Annotated in this window: 16 protein-coding genes; 2 read left to right on the plus strand and 14 right to left on the minus strand. The window is 67.2% G+C overall.

Features of this window, described 5'->3' with window-relative positions; genetic code table 11:
* Positions 1-61: 61 nt before the first annotated feature.
* The 12 genes from gspN to IFR23_RS18085 all read right to left on the minus strand — a co-directional run bounded on the left by gspN (position 62) and on the right by IFR23_RS18085 (position 11,373).
* Entirely contained in the window at positions 62-787 is a 726-nt protein-coding gene (gene gspN, locus IFR23_RS18030) for a type II secretion system protein N (protein ID WP_192977051.1), read from the minus strand.
* Positions 784-1,260 (minus strand): type II secretion system protein GspM, encoded by a 477-nt coding sequence (gspM, locus tag IFR23_RS18035; protein WP_192977052.1) that lies wholly within the window; start codon positions 1,258-1,260, stop codon positions 784-786. Before gspM ends, gspN begins: the two co-directional genes overlap by 4 nt.
* The gene (gene gspL, locus IFR23_RS18040; protein WP_192977053.1) at positions 1,257-2,342 is read right to left on the minus strand and encodes a type II secretion system protein GspL; all 1,086 of its coding nucleotides are present in this window, start codon (positions 2,340-2,342) and stop codon (positions 1,257-1,259) included. The genes gspM and gspL overlap by 4 nt, the downstream gene beginning before the upstream one ends.
* The gene (gene gspK / locus IFR23_RS18045) at positions 2,339-3,337 is read right to left on the minus strand and encodes a type II secretion system minor pseudopilin GspK (protein WP_342345002.1); all 999 of its coding nucleotides are present in this window, start codon (positions 3,335-3,337) and stop codon (positions 2,339-2,341) included. Before gspK ends, gspL begins: the two co-directional genes overlap by 4 nt.
* Positions 3,324-4,010 (minus strand): type II secretion system minor pseudopilin GspJ, encoded by a 687-nt coding sequence (gene gspJ / locus IFR23_RS18050; RefSeq protein WP_342345003.1) that lies wholly within the window; start codon positions 4,008-4,010, stop codon positions 3,324-3,326. Before gspJ ends, gspK begins: the two co-directional genes overlap by 14 nt.
* Positions 4,007-4,411 (minus strand): type II secretion system minor pseudopilin GspI, encoded by a 405-nt coding sequence (gene gspI, locus IFR23_RS18055; RefSeq protein ID WP_120300471.1) that lies wholly within the window; start codon positions 4,409-4,411, stop codon positions 4,007-4,009. Before gspI ends, gspJ begins: the two co-directional genes overlap by 4 nt.
* On the minus strand, positions 4,401-4,886 hold the full coding sequence (locus IFR23_RS18060; RefSeq protein ID WP_274599209.1) for a GspH/FimT family pseudopilin: 486 nt from the start codon (positions 4,884-4,886) through the stop codon (positions 4,401-4,403). The genes gspI and IFR23_RS18060 overlap by 11 nt, the downstream gene beginning before the upstream one ends.
* A gap of 4 nt (positions 4,887-4,890) precedes the next feature.
* On the minus strand, positions 4,891-5,331 hold the full coding sequence (gene gspG / locus IFR23_RS18065; RefSeq protein ID WP_192977055.1) for a type II secretion system major pseudopilin GspG: 441 nt from the start codon (positions 5,329-5,331) through the stop codon (positions 4,891-4,893).
* Between the two features lie 8 nt (positions 5,332-5,339).
* Positions 5,340-6,566, minus strand: coding sequence for a type II secretion system inner membrane protein GspF (gene gspF, locus IFR23_RS18070; protein ID WP_056058019.1), 1,227 nt, complete (start codon positions 6,564-6,566; stop codon positions 5,340-5,342).
* Positions 6,567-6,737: 171 nt separating this feature from the next.
* Positions 6,738-8,387: a GspE/PulE family protein gene (locus tag IFR23_RS18075; protein WP_192977056.1), complete on the minus strand. Its 1,650-nt coding sequence runs from the start codon at positions 8,385-8,387 to the stop codon at positions 6,738-6,740.
* Positions 8,384-10,603, minus strand: a complete 2,220-nt coding sequence (gene gspD, locus IFR23_RS18080) for a type II secretion system secretin GspD (RefSeq protein WP_192977057.1) — start codon at positions 10,601-10,603, stop codon at positions 8,384-8,386. Before gspD ends, IFR23_RS18075 begins: the two co-directional genes overlap by 4 nt.
* Complete coding sequence (locus IFR23_RS18085; RefSeq protein WP_342345004.1) at positions 10,600-11,373, minus strand: type II secretion system protein N; 774 nt, start codon at positions 11,371-11,373, stop codon at positions 10,600-10,602. Before IFR23_RS18085 ends, gspD begins: the two co-directional genes overlap by 4 nt.
* A gap of 182 nt (positions 11,374-11,555) precedes the next feature.
* Between IFR23_RS18085 and IFR23_RS18090 the strand changes: the two genes are divergently transcribed.
* Positions 11,556-12,212 (plus strand): prolyl hydroxylase family protein, encoded by a 657-nt coding sequence (locus IFR23_RS18090; RefSeq protein WP_192977059.1) that lies wholly within the window; start codon positions 11,556-11,558, stop codon positions 12,210-12,212.
* A 68-nt stretch (positions 12,213-12,280) separates the two neighbouring features.
* Here IFR23_RS18090 and IFR23_RS18095 read toward each other — a convergent pair whose 3' ends face one another.
* A complete protein-coding gene (locus tag IFR23_RS18095) occupies positions 12,281-15,088 on the minus strand; it encodes a TonB-dependent receptor domain-containing protein (protein WP_192977060.1) in 2,808 nt (935 codons plus the stop codon).
* Between the two features lie 130 nt (positions 15,089-15,218).
* Positions 15,219-16,868: a hypothetical protein gene (locus IFR23_RS18100; protein WP_192977061.1), complete on the minus strand. Its 1,650-nt coding sequence runs from the start codon at positions 16,866-16,868 to the stop codon at positions 15,219-15,221.
* A 143-nt stretch (positions 16,869-17,011) separates the two neighbouring features.
* Here IFR23_RS18100 and IFR23_RS18105 point away from each other — a divergent pair, with 143 nt between their 5' ends.
* Complete coding sequence (locus tag IFR23_RS18105; protein WP_342345005.1) at positions 17,012-17,512, plus strand: DUF6481 family protein; 501 nt, start codon at positions 17,012-17,014, stop codon at positions 17,510-17,512.
* Positions 17,513-17,540: the final 28 nt, after the last annotated feature.

The following is a 17,540-nucleotide window of genomic DNA, read 5'->3' on the forward strand; positions in this document are numbered from 1 at the left end:
AGGCATCGCCCCCTAGCGGGGGTCGCCGGGCGGCGTCAACCGTCGACTTGCCAAAAAGACGTCAAAAACGTCCTTCGATGGCGAGCTTGTACCCGTTCGGGCCGCTCACGAAGCCCGCCTGCTCGAGCTTCTGGATCGCCAGCGGATCGGACGGACGCAGCGACAGTTCGGCGCGGTAGGTCCCTGCCCCCTCGATCCGGAGCGCGATGCTCTCGGTCCCGGACTGGCTCGCCAGCGGCAACAGCAACGCCGTGCCGTCGCACCGTGCGGTGCCGCTCACCGACTGCGGCAGGGTGATCCCGCCGACGTCACCCGCCAGCGTCGCGCGGACGCGGCCCTCGGCGGCTTCGCACTGGCCATCGCGGAAGCGGACCGAGACGTCGTCGAGGTCGAGCGCGGAGACGGGCACCGGCGCGAACAGCCGGCCGGTCGCGACCGTGGCTGTCATGTGATCGACGCCGAAGCCGTGGCGACTGACGCTCGCCGACCCGCGCAACGGCTTGGCCGACACCGATTCGGGACCGGCGAAGACGATCGTCGCGCGGCCGACCAGCAGCGGCAGTGGCGACAGCCGCGCGTGCAGATCGCCAAGCGCGAGATCGCCGAACCGCGCTTCGGTCAGCGTCGCGCCCCAAATCGTTCCCGACACGCGCCGTGCGACCAGCCCTTCGTCGCCGACGCCGACCCAGCCGAGCACCGCGCGCATCGGCAGGAAGACGATCAGCGCGATCAGCAGCATCCCGCCGAACAGCGCGGCGGGGCCGGTACGCAAACGGATCCGCCTCATGCCGCACGCGCCTTCAACGTGAGCGCGACGCCGACGGTCTTGTCGCCTTTGTCGGTCATCGCCACCGAATCGACGAGGATGCCTAGCCGTTCGAGGCGCGCGAGCCACGCGACCAGCGCCGCGGGGCGCGCCGACTGGATGCCGACCCGTACCCGGCTAGCCCCGTCCTGATCGAGCGAGGCGAGCGCGAAGCCGGCCTGGTCCGCCTCGGCGCGCACCGCGTCGGCGAGCGTGCCGGTCAGCGGCGTAGCGCGAGTCCGCTGGATATCGCGCAACGTCGCGACTTGCGCGCGCGTCTCGCCGAGCCGGGTGACGGCGTCGGCATGACGCTCGCGCGCGCTCGACAGGCCGTCGCCGACCGGGCGGATGATCAGCGCCCACAGCAACGTGAGGACCGCGAGCGCCGCCATCACGAGCAGCAGTCGCCGCTCCCTGAGCGAACGTCCTTCGAACCACGTTTTCAGTCCGGTCATCGTCCGCTCTCCGGGCTGATCGTGAGTTCGCCCGTCACGCGGCCGGCTGCCGCCTGGAACACGCCGGCGCGGACCGAGAAGCCAGCAGATTCGAGCGCGCGCTTCAGGTCGGTCGCCAAGGCTTCGCGTTCGACGGCCACCGACAGGCGCAGGTCGCCGTTCGCCTGAAAATCGAGCGCGGTGACTTCGGCGCCGGGGGTTGCGCGCACCGCTGCAAACACCGCCGCGGTCGTGCTGGTGAAACCCAGCCCCGGTCCCCGCACGCGCGACAGGCGCTCGTCGAGCTGGCGGCTCACGTCCACCACCGTCTCGCCGCGCGGCAGGCCGGTGACCGCCACGGTGTTGGCCTCCGCCTCCAACGCATCCGCGCCGAAGCTGTATTTGGCGATGCGGACGAGCGAGATCGCCAGCGTCACGGCCAGAATCGTCAGCGATAACAGCGCGAGCCGACGGATCAGCCCCCAGTCGATCGCGAACCTTCGCCGCCGCGCGAACGGCCCCTGGCGTAGGTTGAGCGGTGGCGACGCGACGGCGGCAACGATCGCTGCCTCCAGCGTATCGCGGTCGATCGTCGCGGGCGCGGTGCCGCCGGTCACCAACTCCGTCAGCCGCGCTTCGTCGGCGAACCCGCTGGACGTGCCGCGCACGACACCGCTGCCCGCAAGCTCCGCCCGCGCGTAGCCCTCTTCTGGTCGTGGGATGAGCATCGGTGCGGGAATTACCGCGACCGGATCGACGCCTGCCTCCGCCAGCATCAGCAGCCAGTCGCGCATCGTCGCGGCACCGACGACCCCGATCGGTCGGTCGCTCGCGCCTTCGTCCCCGACTGCGACGTGAAGTTCGACGAGCGGCGATGCACTCGCTTCGCTCGCCAGGATTCGCGCGGCCGCGGTCGCCTGCGCCGCAGACCGCGACGGCAGTTCCGCCCAGTGCAGCGTCACCGCGTCGGCAGGTGCCACCGCGATCGTCTCGTCGTCGATCGCATCGGGGATACCCTCCCCCTCCCCGACGACGCGCGCGTCCGCGACACGCATCCAGCGAAATCCGGTCTCGCCGGCGGGAAGGAACAGCAAAGTCGTCATGATGGCTCGCCCCATTGCCGCGATACGAGCTGCGCGGGAAGCCGGTTCGCGTCGATCAGCGCCCGTTCCTGCATTTGTGTCGTGCCGAGCGTCACGTCGATATCGAGTGTGAACCATTTCGACAGCACCTGCGCGTCCACGCCGGGCGCGATGTTGGCGGCGCCGAGCAGCGACGCGCCCTTCTGCAATTCGTCGAAGGTCGCGTAGCCCTGCACCGGTCGCCGCAGCAGCAGCTGCTGGGCGGCGCCGACCGACAGCGTATCGGGGTACATCATCGCCAGCAGCACGCTCTGTTCGGGCAGCAGGGTGTTGACGTTGATCGGCGACGGCTTGGCGAAGGGCAGCGTGCAGATCCACGGGCGGATCTTCGTGTAGATCTCAGGCGTCATCCCCGCGATCGCGCGCAGTTCGCTCGGGTCGCTCATCAACGTGCCGGCGGTGCGGTACGACGGCACGCGACCGAGATACGCGCCGTCCTCGGCCCCCATCGGTGACTGGTCCTGATCGCTGTCGATCCAGTCGGTCGTGCCCGCCGCGACCTGTTCCGCGACCTGCACGGGTACGTCGAGCAACCGCATCAGGCGGACGAACTGCGGCCGTACTTCGCCGCTCGCGACGTACACGCCCGGGGTCGTCATGCCGACGAGAGAGTTCAGGTTGAAGCAGTTCGCACCGTCTCGGACGCGCGCGGTCGCGAAGCCTCCGGGGACCGGCAGGCCGAACGGCGTGTTGCTCCAGCCGCCGGCCAGCGTGACCCGCGTGGGCTTTGGCGCGAGCAGGTTGGAGACCCGAGTCAGCGCCATCGTCTCCGCCGCGAGCGCATAGGCGCGCGCCTGCTCGCCGGTCGCGGCGTTGCTCGCGAGGCGGGTCGACAGCCGGAGTTTTTCCAGCGCGGCCCCGGCCATCACCGCGATGATGGCTACGAGCATCAGCACGGTGAGCAACGCTGCGCCCCGCTCTTTCCCGCGTCGAATGCCGAGATCAGGTTCGCGCACCGGGCGTCTCCTGTCCCGGAGGGGTGCCCGCTGGTGGCGTTATGACAGGACCGGTTCCGTCCGAGGGCGCGGGCACGTAGCTGGTGCCGACGAGAAACATCTGGCGGAACTGCGTACCGTCATCGCGCTGGACGGTGAGTTCCATCGCGTCGGGCAAGGGCCTGCCGCTCGCGCCGTCCCATCGATCGCTCCAGGCGCCCGCGATGCGATAGCGCAGTCCGACCTGACGAACTTTGGTGAGCAACGCGGCAGGCGGCAGCGGCTGCGCGCCGTCGACCATCGGATAGGCGATCCGCTGGAACACGCCCCCATCAACGCGATAGGCAACCTTCTGCATGCTGGAGCGCGCCGCACCGTCGATATTGCTCCAGCCGGCGCGGACGAGGCGGAGCATCGGCGTGACGCCCGACCCGCTCTCGCCGATGAACGCGGGAACGCTGGTGCCGGCCTCGTCGCGGGTAGCGCGGTTCGACGCCTGGGCGAGATCGGCGGACAGGATCGACATCGTCCGCGTGAGTGCGCTGATGTCGTCGAGCTTCGCACCGGTCGAACTCTGCGCCTTCACGCTGAACGACAGGATCGCCACGCCGGCGGCGGCGATCATGCCGAAGATCATAAGCGACACCATGACTTCGATGAGCGTGAAGCCGGCCTCGGTTTTCGGATGCGTCACATCACCATCCGCGGCGCGGGTCGCACCATCGTCAGGCGGCCGAGTTGCGTGCCGGTCCGGTCGGCGACCGCCACGTCGATCCGCAGCACGCTCGATCCGCCGAGTGCGCTGACCTGCCGCGTCCACGTCCAGGGCTGGCCGCCGTTCGTCTCGACGCCGGTGACGCGGCCTGCCGTCGGCGGTTGCGCGCTGGTGACCGCGTCGATCGCGACGTTGCGCGCGACCATCTGCGCGACCAGCGTTTCGTCGAGGATCGAGGCGCCGCGGATCGTCGCGCTCTCCAGACGCACGAGCGCCATCGCCGCGAGGCTGAACACTGCCAGCGCGACCATGATTTCGATCAACGTGAAGCCGTGTTCGGCGTAACGTCGACGAGGGGTGAAGCCGCGCTCAGCCCGCATCGGCTCTTACGCTGCCGTCGGCGTCGATGTGGACGGTCGCTGCTACACCACCGCGATCCAGGCGAATCTCAGCGGGGCGATCGACGAGGCCGGTAGGGTCGAACGTGACGCGCATCCGGCCGGTGGTGTCGCCGATGCTGGCCCTGGTACCCTCGTTCCAGCGTTCGACGCGCATCGGTTTCTCCGCGATTGGCGTCCAGCCGCCCGCCAGCCGCCGGTCGAAGCCGTAGCCGCCGCCGCTGATCCAGACGCTTACCGGGCGTGCCTCGACGATCGCCGAATCGTGCGCCGCGCGGGTGCGCAGGGCGAAGCGCGTCGCCTCGTCGAGCACGCGGCCGCGCGGGTCCGGCATGACGAGCACGGCTACCGCAGAGGCCAAGCCGATTATCGTGACGACGACCATCAGCTCGACCAGCGTGAAGCCACTTTCGCGTCTCCGCGAAAGTGTCCCCGCGCAGGCGGGGACCCAGTCCAAGGACTTATTGCCAGCTGCCGATATCGGCATCGATCCCCTCGCCGCCTTCCTTGCCGTCCGCGCCGAAGGTCCAGACGTCGGCCTCGCCGTGTGCGCCCGGCGAGGCATAGAGATACGGGCGACCCCAGGGATCGTTCGGCAGCTTCTTGAGATACCCGCCACGCTGATACCGCGACGGATCGGTCAGGCCCGCGGGCGCGGTGACGAGCGCGTTCAGCCCTTGCGTGGTGTTGGGGAAGGTCATGTTCTGGAGCTTGTAGAGCTCCAGCCCGCCCTCAATCTGCGCGATGTCGGCCTTCGCCTTCTGGATCCGCGCAGTGTCGCCCGAGGGCAGCACGTTGAGCGCGACGATAGTAGCGAGCAGGCCGATGATCACGATCACGACCATCAGCTCGACGAGGGTAAAGCCGGCCTCGCGGCGCTTCTTTTTATCTTCGGGACGCATACGAAACCTCATTGTCCGGCCAGCGTGTTGAGCTGGAGGATCGGGAGCAGGATGGATAGCACGATCGTCGCGACGATGCCGCCCATCACGACGATGATCAGCGGTTCGAGCAACGACAATGCGGTGGCGGTGAACCGGTCGAACTCGCGCTCGAGATAGTCGGCGGCGCGCTCGAGCATCTCGTCGAGGCGACCTGCCGCTTCTCCGCTCGCCGCGAGATAGGTCAGCAGCGGCGGGAAGACGCCGGCGCGGCGCATCGCGGCGGAGAGCGAACCGCCGCCGCGGATCGCGTCGACGATCTGGTCGGAGGCGAGGCGGAGGCGGCGATTGTGGATCGTGCTGGCGGTGAGGTTGAGACCGTCGAGCAACGGCAGGCGGCTCGCGACCATCGTGCCGAGCGTGCGCGCCATGCGCGCCGCGTGGAGGTCCCGAATCAGGCGGCCGAGTAGCGGAATGCGGAGCAGCCAGCCGTCGAACGCGAGCCTGAGCGTCGGGTCCTTGAGCGCCCGCCATCCGGCCAGGCCGCCACCGACGACGATCAGCAGCATCACCCACCAATAGCCGACGAGGAACGCCGAGAACGCCATCACCATCCGCGTGAGCAGCGGGAGTTGCTGACCGACCGTGTCGAATTGCTCGACCACCTGCGGCACCACGAACATCATCAGTGCGGTAACGACACCGAACGCGACGAGCGCGAGGATCGATGGATAGGCGAGCGCGGTGATGAGCTTGCCGCGGATCTCGGCCTGGCGTTCGAGCAGCGCGGCGAGACGGTCGAGGATGGTCGGGAGCGAGCCCGAGCTTTCGCCAGCCGACACCATCGCGCGGTAGAGCGGCGGAAAGCTTTTCGGTTCGCGCGCCATTGCGTCAGCGAGGCGGCGGCCTTCGACGACGCCAGCGTGGACGTGCTGGACTATCGTGCGGACGCTGTCCTGTTCGGTCTGGCGCGTAATCGTACGGAGCGATTCCTCCAGCGGGGAGACGCGGTTCAACGTGGCGAGCTGGCGGGTGAAGAGGGTGAGGTTCTTGCCCGACATCTTCGGCGTGCCGAGCTGTAGGCCGAACAGCGGGCGGCCTTTCGAGGCTTGCGGCGGCGCGCCGGGGGTGATCTTCACGACATAGAATTTGCGTGCATCCAGGGTAGCGCGCGCGACGTCGATGTCAGACGCAGCGACGTGGCCGCGGCGTTCGGCGCCTTTCGTGTCGATCGCGATATAGTCGAAGTCCGCCATCATCCTCCCCTGCAAGCGGAGGGGGACCGCCGCGAAGCGGTGGTGGAGGGGGCGTGCCGCGCACGTTGCGTTGCGCTGCTGGCGGCGTACGGCCGGTGGTGCGAGCGTGGTGAACCCCCTCCACCAGCTTCGCTGGTCCCCCTCCCCGTTCCGGGGAGGAACTGCCGCGCGCTACGCAACTACTGAATCCTCGACGACTTCCGTGGTGTCGCGGCGGGATACTCGGACGGCTTCTTCGGCGGTGGTCTGGCCGGAGAGGACTAGGTCGCGGGCCGATTGCGCCAGGTTCGGCGACTTCGCGAATGCGTGCGCGGTGATTTCCGATTCGTGCCCGTCGGTGTTGATCAGGCGGCGGATCGTGTCGTCGATGCGGACCGCTTCGAAGACGCCGATGCGGCCCTTGTAGCCGGTCTGGTTGCAGTCTTCGCAGCCTTGCGCGACGTAGACGACCGCGTCCGGTGCGATGCCGAGCAGCGGGGCTACCGTAGCCGACGCGGGCACGGCCTTACGACAGGTTGGGCACAGCCGACGGACGAGGCGCTGGGCGATCACCGCACGCAGCGTCGAGGCGAGCAGGAAGCTCTCGACCTTCATGTCGCGCATACGGGTGATCGCGCCGATCGCGTCGTTGGTGTGGACCGTCGACAGCACGAGATGGCCGGTCAGCGACGCCTGCACCGCGATCTCGGCAGTCTCGCGGTCGCGGATTTCGCCGACCATCACGACGTCGGGATCCTGGCGCAGGATCGCGCGCAGGCCCGCCGCGAAGGTGAGGCCGACCTTCGGGTTGACCTGAGTCTGGCCGACGCCGTCGACCGCATACTCGACCGGGTCCTCGACGGTGAGGATGTTGCGGCTGCCGTCGTTGAGCAGGCGCAAGGCCGCGTAGAGCGAGGTGGTCTTGCCCGAGCCGGTCGGGCCGGTGACGAGGATGATGCCGTTCGGCTCGCTCAGCGCTTCGTTGAGCAGCGCGAACAGTGCGGGCGGCAGGCCGAGCGCTTCGAGATCGATACCCGCGTTTTCCTTGTCGAGGATACGCAGCACCACGCGCTCCCCTGCGCGGCTCGGCAGCGTCGAGACGCGGACGTCGAGCAACTTGCCGCCGAGCGTCAGCCCCATGCGGCCGTCCTGCGGGACGCGGCGCTCGGCGATGTCGAGGCGCGCCATCACCTTGATACGACTGACGACGACCGGGGCGACGTTGGGCGGCATGCGCAGCGTTTCGCGCAGCACGCCGTCGATGCGCATGCGGACGACGAGGCCGGACTCGTACGGCTCGATATGGATGTCCGACACGCCGTTGCGCGCGGCGTCGGCGATGATGCCATTGATGAGGCGGATCGCGGGCGCGTCGTCGGCGGTGTCGAGCAAATCCTCCGCCGTCGGCATGTCGCCGGCGAGCAGGTCGAGTTCGTCGCCCATCCCGACCGCGGCGAGCGCGTTGGCCTGGCCGTCCATCGCGTAGACGTTCGATAGCAGGCGGTCGAAGGCGATCTGTTCCACGAACGTCACGTCGAACGGGCGGGCGAGGTAGCGGCGGAGTTCTAGCAGGACTTTCGGGTCGGCGCCGGCGCGCATCGCGATGGTGAGGTGGGAATCGGTGTCGGTGTGGTCGACGACGACACCGAACTTTCTGGCGAAGGCGTAGGGGATGGTGATCTGGGGGAGGTGTGCTTCACTCCCCTCCCGTATGCGGGAGGAGTTGGGGGCGGGAATGACATACCCCTCGATCGCGTCGTCCGTGATCGAGGCAAGCCCTCCCCCGACCCCTCCCGCAAGCGGAGTAGAAGCGTCGATCTCGTGGCCTTCGCGGATGATCATTTCCTGGGCCGCACGACCATCGTCGAGGTGCGGACCGGCACCGCGATGCGCGGGTCTTCGATGCTGCCGGGGATCGGTGCGCTCGGGATCGGCGGCGCGGCGCCCATGTAGTCGCGGACGAGCTGGTCGATCGACGGCTCCGCGCCGGGCTCCTGCAAGCCCTGTTGCAGGCGGACATAGCCGTAGCGCTGCTCGGTCAGCTTGCGGCTGTCTTCCGCGGTGCGCAGGATGGTCGGGCGGATGAAGATCATCAGGTTCGTCTTCGACCGCTGTTTCGCCTTCGACGTGAACAGATGGCCGAGCACCGGGATGTCGCCGAGCAGCGGGATCTTCTCGATCGTGCGGCGCTCGTTATCGTCGAGCAGGCCGCTGATCACCGCGATCTGGCCGTCGTCGACGGTGCGGACGGTCTCGACCTCGCGCTTGTTGAGGATCAGGTCGCTATTGTCGCTCGACACCGGGCCGGCGATCGAACTGACCTCAAGGCGGAGGTTGAGCTTCACCGTCCCCGACGAGTTCACCTGCGGCCGGACGGTCAGCTCGATGCCGACATTCTGGCGCTGCGTCGTGCGGAAGGCGTTGTCGAAATTGGTGCTGAGCGCCTGCCCCGTGGTGATCGGTATTTCCTGCCCGACGAGGCTGTGCGCCTCCTGGTTGTCGAGCGTGACGAGGTGCGGGACCTGGAGCAGGTTCGAGGTCGTGTCGCTTTTCACCGCGTTGATGATCGCGCCGAAGAAGGTGCTGCCGATCTTGCCGCCGAACCCGCCGAAGCCGCCGGTGGCCGCAAGGATCGACGCGATTGCCGACTGCTGCAAAGCGTCCGCCGCGGCATTGGGCGTGTTCGTTTCGGTGCGCGTGCCGTCGGGCGCGACGACCGTCGTGCCGTTGCCGCCGATCGAGCGTGCGCCGATCGCGCCCGCAATCTGGAGGATGTTGGGCGCCGAGTTCGAGAAGGTCGACGCGCCGAACGCGCCACCGCTCGGATCGCCGACGATGAACTGCGCACCGAGCGTGCGCGCGGTCGAATCGGAGACTTCGGCGACGATCGCCTCGACCAGAACCTGTTCGCGGCGGGTGTCGAGCTGGCGGACGACTTCGTTCAACTGACGCTGGATCTCGGCGGGTGCGGCGATGACGATCGCGTTGGCACCGGCAAAGCGCGTGACGACCGCGGCGGTCTTGCCGCCGGCTGCGGTGATCGCCGCCTGGCCCGATCCGCCGCCCCCGCCGCTCGACGACGGTCCGGATTGCGGGATCTGAGGTTGCGAAAAGTTCGACTGTCCGCCGGACGCGCCGTTGGTGCTGCTCGATCCGAAGTTCGAGCGCGACAAGGCGGTCTGCACCGGCTGCGTCGGAGTCTGGCCGACGAGTTCCTGCAACACTGGCAGCAGCTGCTCGGCATCGGCATTCTCGAGGAAGACCACCTTGATCTCGGTGCCATTGCGCGCCTTCTGGTCGAGGTCCGCAGCGACCTGCGCAAGGCGGGCGACGGTGGTCGGATCGCCGCGCAACGCGACCGCGTTCGAGCCCTCGACCGCGACCACCGAAGCGCTCGGACCGGAGCCGGCGCCACCGCCCTGCCCGCCTTGACCGCCGCCAGTGCCGGTTCCGATCAGGCCCTGGAGCGCCGTCGCGATCTCCTTCGCACTGGCGTTCTTGAGCGCGACGACGCGGGTGGAAGAGGTGTCGGTGTCGATCCGGCGGAGGACTTCGCGGATGCGGCGGATGTTGTCGGCGAAATCGACCACGACGAGGCTGTTGCCGCCACGGTTCGCGCTGACCGAGCCCTGCGCGCTGACCAGCGGGCGGACGGTCTCGACCGCGGACTGCGCGTCGATCGCGCGGAGGCGGATGATCTCCGTGACGTAGCTGTTGCGCGCGGCCCCAGCGACACCGATTCGGCTCGGCTGCGAAGCGGCGTTATCGAGCGGCTGGACGCGGAACGCACCGCCCGAGGTCGGCACCGCGACGAGGCCGTTGGCGCGCAACGTCGAGAGGAAGATCTCGAAATATTCGGAGCGCGACAGCGGGCGATCGGTAACCACGGTCACCTTGCCGGCGACGCGGTTGTCGATGATAAAGGTGCGCCCGGTGACCTTGGCGGCGTCGGCGATAAACGCGCGGATATCGGCATCGCGGACGTTGAGCGTGGTCTGCGCGTGGACGCCTGCCGCCAGCGCGAGCGCGACGACGGGGCCGAGAAGAAGCTTTTTCATTGGGGTGGCGCGATCGTGATGGCGAGCGGCAGAGTATCCTGCCCGCGTTCTACGGTAATGGGGACGTTGCCGCCGCCCGCGAAATCCTTGACGATGCGATCGAGATCGCCGGGGCCGGAAACGGGCCGCCCGCCGATCGAGGTGACGATGTCGCCGTCCTTCAGTCCTGCGGAACGGAACGCGTTGCCCGAGCCTTGCGACCGGACCGTGAGCCCGCTGATGCGGCCGCCGTCGATGCGGGGGATGAAGCCGATCTCGCTGCGCAACTGCGCCACGGGGATGCCGACGACCGGAGACGCAGCGCCGGCGGGTGCCGCGCCGGGAACGACTGGCGTGACGGCGCCCGACTGATCGAGGAACAGGTCCTCGTCGGCACCGCCGCGGTCGATCGTGACGTGATCGAACGCGACCGACTTAAGGCGCACGCCCGGCTGGATCTCGTCGCCGACCGCGACGCTCTGCTGGACACCGTCGGCCCCTGCGATGATCGCCGAACTGCGGCCCATCGCTTCGTCGATGCGCGTACCGAACAACGTCAGTTGGAGCGAGGTCACCGTGGCAGGTGCGCCGGCCGCACCACCGAGACGGAAGAACGGATCGAACCCGCGCAGGATATCGGCGGGCGACCCTACGACCATCGGCGCAGCGGGCCGCCAGTCACCCAGTGGCGTGATCGGCGTCACGATCGTCCACGCCAGCCGCGCGCACTGCACCGCCAGCCCGGCGAGCAGCGCAAGTTCCACCACATTATAGACATTCACGACGGGCATACGCCGCAAGATACGGCGCGCCCGCGCGTCCAGCTTCAATCGCATTCGCGATCCACCCCAATTCCCCGCTCTCTTCGTCGCGTAGGCATGCCATGTTACAATTCCGCGTCAATGGCTTGCACGTCGGTTGCTTCAATTCTGATGGGGTAGCGCTTCGCGTCGACGATGGGCAGAAGACGCTCATGTCCGATCCTGTCCCGTCCAGCGGCTCCGGCCTCCCCCCCGAAGCGATCATCGCGCGGCTGTCCGTGCCCGGCGTGCAGCGCGTACCGAGCCCCAAGCTCGACCTGTTCGTGCGGCGCGACTTCCTGCCGCCGGACCTGTGTGCGACGTTGATCGAACAGATCGACGCGGTGCGACGCCCGTCGACGATCTCCGATTCGAACGGCGATGCGAGCTATCGGACGAGCGAGACCGGCGACCTGTCGGCGCTGCACCGCGCGGTGATCGAGGTCGAGCGCCGGATCGCCGCGCTGACCGGGCTCGACGCGCGCCACGGGGAGCCGTTGCAGGGGCAACGCTATGCGGTCGGGCAGGAGTTCAAGGGACACACCGATTATTTCGAGCCGAACGGCGTCGACTATCAGCGTTACTGCGGGATTGCCGGCAACCGGACGTGGACCGTGATGATCTACCTCAACCAGCCCGAAGCAGGCGGCGCGACGCGGTTCAAGGCGATCGACAAGATCGTCCAGCCGGAGACGGGCAAGCTGCTGGCGTGGAACAACCGGCGCGCGGATGGCAGCCTCAACCCCGCGACGCTGCATCACGGGATGAAGGTGCGGTCGGGGGTCAAGTATGTGATCACCAAATGGTTTCGGGAGAAGCCTTGGGGTTAGCCGCGGCATTTCGCTCCAGGTACAATCCTCCCCCGCCAAGGGGAGGATTGCGGCTCTCGATCCGGTCCTCAGAACGTCGTGCTGATCCCGAGCGTGAACACCTGACCCAGATTATACCGGTTGATGTACACCTTGTTGCCGTTCTCGAACGTCTGGCCCTCGGTGAAGCGCGTCTTGGTGAGGTTACGGGCCTCGGCCTTCACCTCGAACTTGGCGCCGCGCAGTTCGACGCCCTGGCGAGCCACGAGATCCAGACGGATGCCGGGCTTTTCGACGATGTCGGGCAGGAAGCCCGTGCCACCGAGGTTCGACGGGCCACGATTGGTCACGCGGTCGCTGGCGTAGTTGAAGAGCAACGTGATCTGCGACAGCGCCTTGGTATCTTCGAGCCCGAGCTGGACGTTGACCAGGTGATCCGACTGACCCGTGAGCGGCGCGCCGTCGCGGAAATTGCCGGTCGCGGGTGCGAAGCCGACCTGGCAGCCCCCGGTCGCCGTCCTCTGGTCCACCACGTTCGGGACGCAGCTGCCGTCGACCGTGATCGACGACTGCGTATAGGTGTAGTTGGCGATGAACAGTAGGCGCCGCGTCGCGAAGAAATCGCTGCCGAGCGTGTCGAGCGGCACGTATTTCTGGAACTCAACCTCGCCGCCGTACAGCTTGGCCTTGGGCAGGTTGGTGAAGCCGGTCTGGAGACGATCGTCCGCGCCGGTGTAGAAACCGACCTGTTCGATCGGCTTGTCGATCCGCTTGTAGAACGCCCCCAGCGTAAAGCGCTGGTCACGCGCGAAGAACCATTCGTAACGCGCGTCGAGATTGTAGAGCTTGGTATCCTGCAACAGCGGGTTACCGAAGAACAGGCGATCCGATTCGGGATCGCGGAACTGCTGCGGCGCGAGCTCGCGGAACTGCGGGCGCGAGATCGTCTTCGACGCACTGGCGCGAAGCTGCATGTCCGGCGCGAAATTCCAGGTCAGCGTCGAGGCCGGCAGGAAATAATCGTTCTTCAGACGCGTCGTCGCGGAGAGGATCGGCGTGACACGCTCTTCCGCCGTTTCGTAGCGCACGCCGATCGTCGCACGAACGCCGTCGCTCGCCTCGGCCTCGGCCTGGACGTAGCCCGCATGGATCCGCAGCGACGCATCATATTGATACGCGCCGAGCGGGGTGTTGAACTGCAATTCGAGCGAGTTCAGCGGATCGTTTGTATCGATCGCCAGCAGGTAATCCGGACGCAGCAGATTGTACGGATAGCCCGGCGCGGTGCCGCCACCGCGCGGCGTCTGGTAGTTGAACTGGAGACGGGACGACGTACGCTTCGTATCCGAGTAGAAATAGCCGGTCGACAGCGTCATCGGCCGATCGGTCGACAGCTTGTACGCGGCATCCGCCTGCCCGCTGTAGAGGTCTTCCTTCAGTTCGCTGAAGATGATCGACGCGAACGGCGAGAAGCGCTGCGTCACCTGATACGCGCCGTTGCACTGCGCGCCGCCGGTCCCGTTCGGATCCTGCACCGTGATCGGCTGACCAGTCGTGGTGGTGTTCGAGCAGAGATAGTCGAACTGCCGCTCGTACGGCGCATTGCGCTTCGAATTGGCATAGGCGCCGCGGACGTCGAGCGTCAGCGCGTCGACGGGCTTGAACGCACCGACCAGTTGGCTCTCGAACAGCTGGCGTTCGAACCAGTTGGTATTCTGCTGGAAACGCAGGCCGCTGGAGTTGTTGTAGGTGGTCGCCGACGACCCACGCGCCTGCTTCAGCGTGTCGTGGATATAGACGTTTGTCAGCTTGATGCTGTTCTCGCCGAACTCGTAGCCGAGGCCGATCAGCGCGTTGGCGACGATCCGGTTGTCGGTCAGCAGGGTCTGGAAATCGTTGCGGAGCAGACCCTCGTTGGTGACCGAATCCTGCTGCGTGATGCTGCGCGTGCGGAAGGTGTTGCTCGCGCTGACCGAGGCGATCACGCCGAGCCGGCCCGAACCGACGTCGAACACCGAGCCGCCGCTGATCTCGCCCGAGAAATTGGCGGGAAGCTGGTTGTTGCGCTGGAGGAGCGAAGTCGAGGCGTTGCTGAGCGTCGCCGCCTGCGCGGCCGAGATGTTGCCGGTGCCTTTCGGCGCGTTCTTGATGAAGCTCGGCACTTTCCGCGTGCCGTCGTCGAAGCCGATCCAGTCGGCATCGCCACCATAATAGGTGTAGCCGAGTTCGCTGGTGGTCGCGGTGTCGGCCGAGATCGAACCGCCGAACGACAGGAAGTTCTTGTCCGGGATCGCCTTGGTCGTGAGGTTGATCACGCCGCCGCCGAATTCGCCGGGATAGTTCACCGAATAGGTTTTCTGGACCAGCGCCGACCCGACGATCGTGGTCGGGAAGATGTCGAGCGGGACCGAACGGCGCAGCGGCTCGGGGCTCGGCAGTGGCGAGCCGTTGAGCAGCGACGACGAATAGCGATCGCCGAGACCGCGGACGTAGACGAAGCCGTTGCCGACGATGCTCAGACCGGTGACGCGCGACAGCGCGCCGGCGATGTCGCCTTCGCCGGTACGCGCGATGTCTTCGGTCGACAGGATCGAGACGACCTGCGGGGTCGCGCGTACGAAATTCGGGATGTTGCGACCGACGACGACGATGTCCTCACCGGCGTTGGGATCATAGCCCGGCGTCGACACTTCGGCTTGCGCTGCGGCAGACTCTGCACCGGCAGCCTGGGGCGCGGAGGTATCCACCGGCGTCGAGGTAGGCCCGGTCGGCGTGGTCGAGGCGGGTGGCGATGCGGCGGGAGCGGGTGCGGCGCCGCCGGTTTGGGCCAGCACCGCGGGCGCGACCAACTGCGAGGTCAGGAGAAGTAAGGTGGCATAGCCGAAGCGCGTTTGCATGGCCGAATATCCAGATCAGGAGTCTATGGGCAAATGCCGGGGTGGTCGTCGAACCACCCCGGCATCGCTGCTCACATCATCGACCGCCCCAGCGGACTGGGGAGCCGACTAAGGGGACGACTGCGAACCGTTACCGGCCGTTGCAGTTGAAGTAGACCGACGTGAAGATCGGCGGCCCCTGGTCCTGCTTCGAAGCATCGGCCGCGCGGATCGTCGAGCGGTCGGCCTGGCTGGCTTCCTGCGCAACGAGGTTGAGGCAGGCGACGGTCGCCGGCGTCTTCACGATGCCGTTGATGAAGCGCATGTCCGAGCCACCACGCTGGCGGATCGCGGCCGGTGCAAATGCGGTCTGCACGAACGTGAAGTTCGAATACTGACCGAAGGTACGTGGCAGCAGGTCCTCTGCACCGTTCGAGTCGATCTCGGTCGAGAACGAGTCGGCGGTCGCCGGGGTGATCTTCTGCGCAGCGATGATGAACTGCATGAAGCCGCGATAGCCGTTGTCGATGTCGTAGCCGTCGTCGTCGGCGCCGGTGACCGCGAAATACTTGATGTTCGTGGTGCCGCCGAAGATCTCGATGCCGTCATCGGCCGAGTTGTGGCTCTGGACGTGATCGATCGTCGTGCCCGAACCGGTGCCGCCGAGCGTCAGGCCCTGCAGCTCGTTGCCGTCGCTGATCGCGATGCCGCTGTAGCGGATCTGGACGTACTGCATCGTACCGCTGTTGTCGGCCTGCGTCGGGCCACCATAGGACCGCCCGGTAACGCCCTCGATCGCGAGCTGGCAGGTCGTGCTGGTGCCGCCCGCGTTGTTCGGGCCGGTACCGGTGGCGCAGACCGCGACGGGTGCGCGGCCGAGCAGGATGATCCCGCCCCACTGGCCCTGCGTCGCATCGCTGACGCCGTTGGCGGTCAGGTTCTGCTGCGACGTGAAGATGATCGGCGCATCGCGCGTACCGACGGCGCTGATCTTCGACCCGCGGTTGACGAGCAGGAGGTCGGCGGTGACTTCGGTCGAATCCGCGGCGACGACGACGCCAGGCGCGATCGTCAGCGTCACGCCGGTATCGGCACCGGTCGTGCCGACATCGGTGCCGACTTCGGTCTGGCCACGCAGGCGATAGACGACCCCGGCAATCTTCGGCAGCGTCAGGCTGGTGGTGATGAGCGTCGGCAGACGGCAGAGGCGACGCGTTGCGGGCGCCGAACTGGTTTCGTTCGTACCATCGTCGATCGTACCCGTCGGGCATACCGAGGTCGCAGCGCTGTAAGCACCGATGCTCGGGACGGCCGTGCAGCTCGCGGTCGTGGTGCCGCCGAACTGTGCCGACGACGAGTTGCAGGTCCAGCCCTGGAACGCCGTGTCGGTCGGACCGTTCAGCGCGCCGACGAAGTTCGTGCTGGTGAAGAACGGGTTGATCGACGACGGGTCGGTCGCGGTGGTCGCCGAAGTGGCAGCAATCGGGTAGACGCCATTCAGGACGTTCGTGCCGTTGACGTTGTTGTTCGTGCCCGCGTTGACGATCGCAAGCTGCTCGTCGGCGCTGATCGTGATCGAGCCGTCCGAGCGCGCGCCCGAGGTCGATGCGAACTGAGCCGCCGTGATCGCAGTCGGCGTTGGCGTCGGAGTGGACGGCGTCGGGGTCGGCGTTGCCGGCGGGGTGATGATCACCGTGCCTGCGCCCGGCGAAGCGACGTCGTCGGCACCGCCGCATGCGGTGAGTGCGAGGCAGGCCGTGCCGGTCAGCAGGATCGTGCCGAGGCGAGTAAAGCTGGTCATGCGAAGGACTCCCGAGTCGTACCGTTGTTTGTTCGGATCGACCCAGGCTCCCCCCTGCCGACCGTGACATGGCGGTTAGGCTGGCCAGATGACGCGGCGATGCGATTTCGGTTACGTTTGCATGACGATGATATGACGGTTCGATGACTGTCGATCGCTATGCTGCCGACCCGCGCCTTGAAAACCGCGCCATCGAACACATCTCTTCCGATCCGGCGCGCGATGATTTAAAGGCGCAGCCAGCGTCACTGCCCACGCATTCCTGCGTGCGGGCGGTCAGACCAATATTACAGGATTATTCTACGACAATGGCCTCTTTCAAGGACCCCAGCTTCCAGGACCGTACGAGCAGCGCAGCCGCCGCCAAGCAGAAGGCGCTGGAAGCCCTGCGCGCCAAGCCGCCGATCGACGAAGCGGTCGTAGCCGAGCGCCTCGCCGCGCGCGAAGCCAAGGAACTCGCCGAGCGCGAGAAGCGTGCCGCGAAGCGTGCCGCCGAGGACGAAGCCAAGGCCGCGAAGAAGGCTGAAGCTGAGGCTGCTGCTGCTAAGAAGCGCGAGGCCGAGGCTAAGGTCGAGCTGACCGATGCCGAGAAGAAGGCGATCCGTGACGCCAAGTATGCGGCGCGGAAGAACAAGAAGAAGTGATTTGGCGCGGGGCGGCGGTATCTCGTCG

The organism is Sphingomonas sp. CFBP 13603 (genome assembly GCF_014892665.1).
Taxonomy (GTDB): Bacteria; Pseudomonadota; Alphaproteobacteria; order Sphingomonadales; family Sphingomonadaceae; genus Sphingomonas.

Bases quoted from the DNA above. Each gene is read 5' to 3' on its own strand.
- gspN (WP_192977051.1), bottom strand. From the start codon at position 787: ATGAGGCGGATCCGTTTGCGTACCGGCCCCGCCGCGCTGTTCGGCGGG.
- gspM (WP_192977052.1), bottom strand. From the start codon at position 1,260: ATGACCGGACTGAAAACGTGGTTCGAAGGACGTTCGCTCAGGGAGCGG.
- gspL (WP_192977053.1), bottom strand. From the start codon at position 2,342: ATGACGACTTTGCTGTTCCTTCCCGCCGGCGAGACCGGATTTCGCTGG.
- gspI (WP_120300471.1), bottom strand. From the start codon at position 4,411: ATGCGGGCTGAGCGCGGCTTCACCCCTCGTCGACGTTACGCCGAACAC.
- gspG (WP_192977055.1), bottom strand. From the start codon at position 5,331: ATGCGTCCCGAAGATAAAAAGAAGCGCCGCGAGGCCGGCTTTACCCTC.
- gspF (WP_056058019.1), bottom strand. From the start codon at position 6,566: ATGGCGGACTTCGACTATATCGCGATCGACACGAAAGGCGCCGAACGC.
- IFR23_RS18075 (WP_192977056.1), bottom strand. From the start codon at position 8,387: ATGATCATCCGCGAAGGCCACGAGATCGACGCTTCTACTCCGCTTGCG.
- gspD (WP_192977057.1), bottom strand. From the start codon at position 10,603: ATGAAAAAGCTTCTTCTCGGCCCCGTCGTCGCGCTCGCGCTGGCGGCA.
- IFR23_RS18085 (WP_342345004.1), bottom strand. From the start codon at position 11,373: ATGCCCGTCGTGAATGTCTATAATGTGGTGGAACTTGCGCTGCTCGCC.
- IFR23_RS18090 (WP_192977059.1), top strand. From the start codon at position 11,556: ATGTCCGATCCTGTCCCGTCCAGCGGCTCCGGCCTCCCCCCCGAAGCG.
- IFR23_RS18095 (WP_192977060.1), bottom strand. From the start codon at position 15,088: ATGCAAACGCGCTTCGGCTATGCCACCTTACTTCTCCTGACCTCGCAG.
- IFR23_RS18100 (WP_192977061.1), bottom strand. From the start codon at position 16,868: ATGACCAGCTTTACTCGCCTCGGCACGATCCTGCTGACCGGCACGGCC.
- IFR23_RS18105 (WP_342345005.1), top strand. From the start codon at position 17,012: ATGACTGTCGATCGCTATGCTGCCGACCCGCGCCTTGAAAACCGCGCC.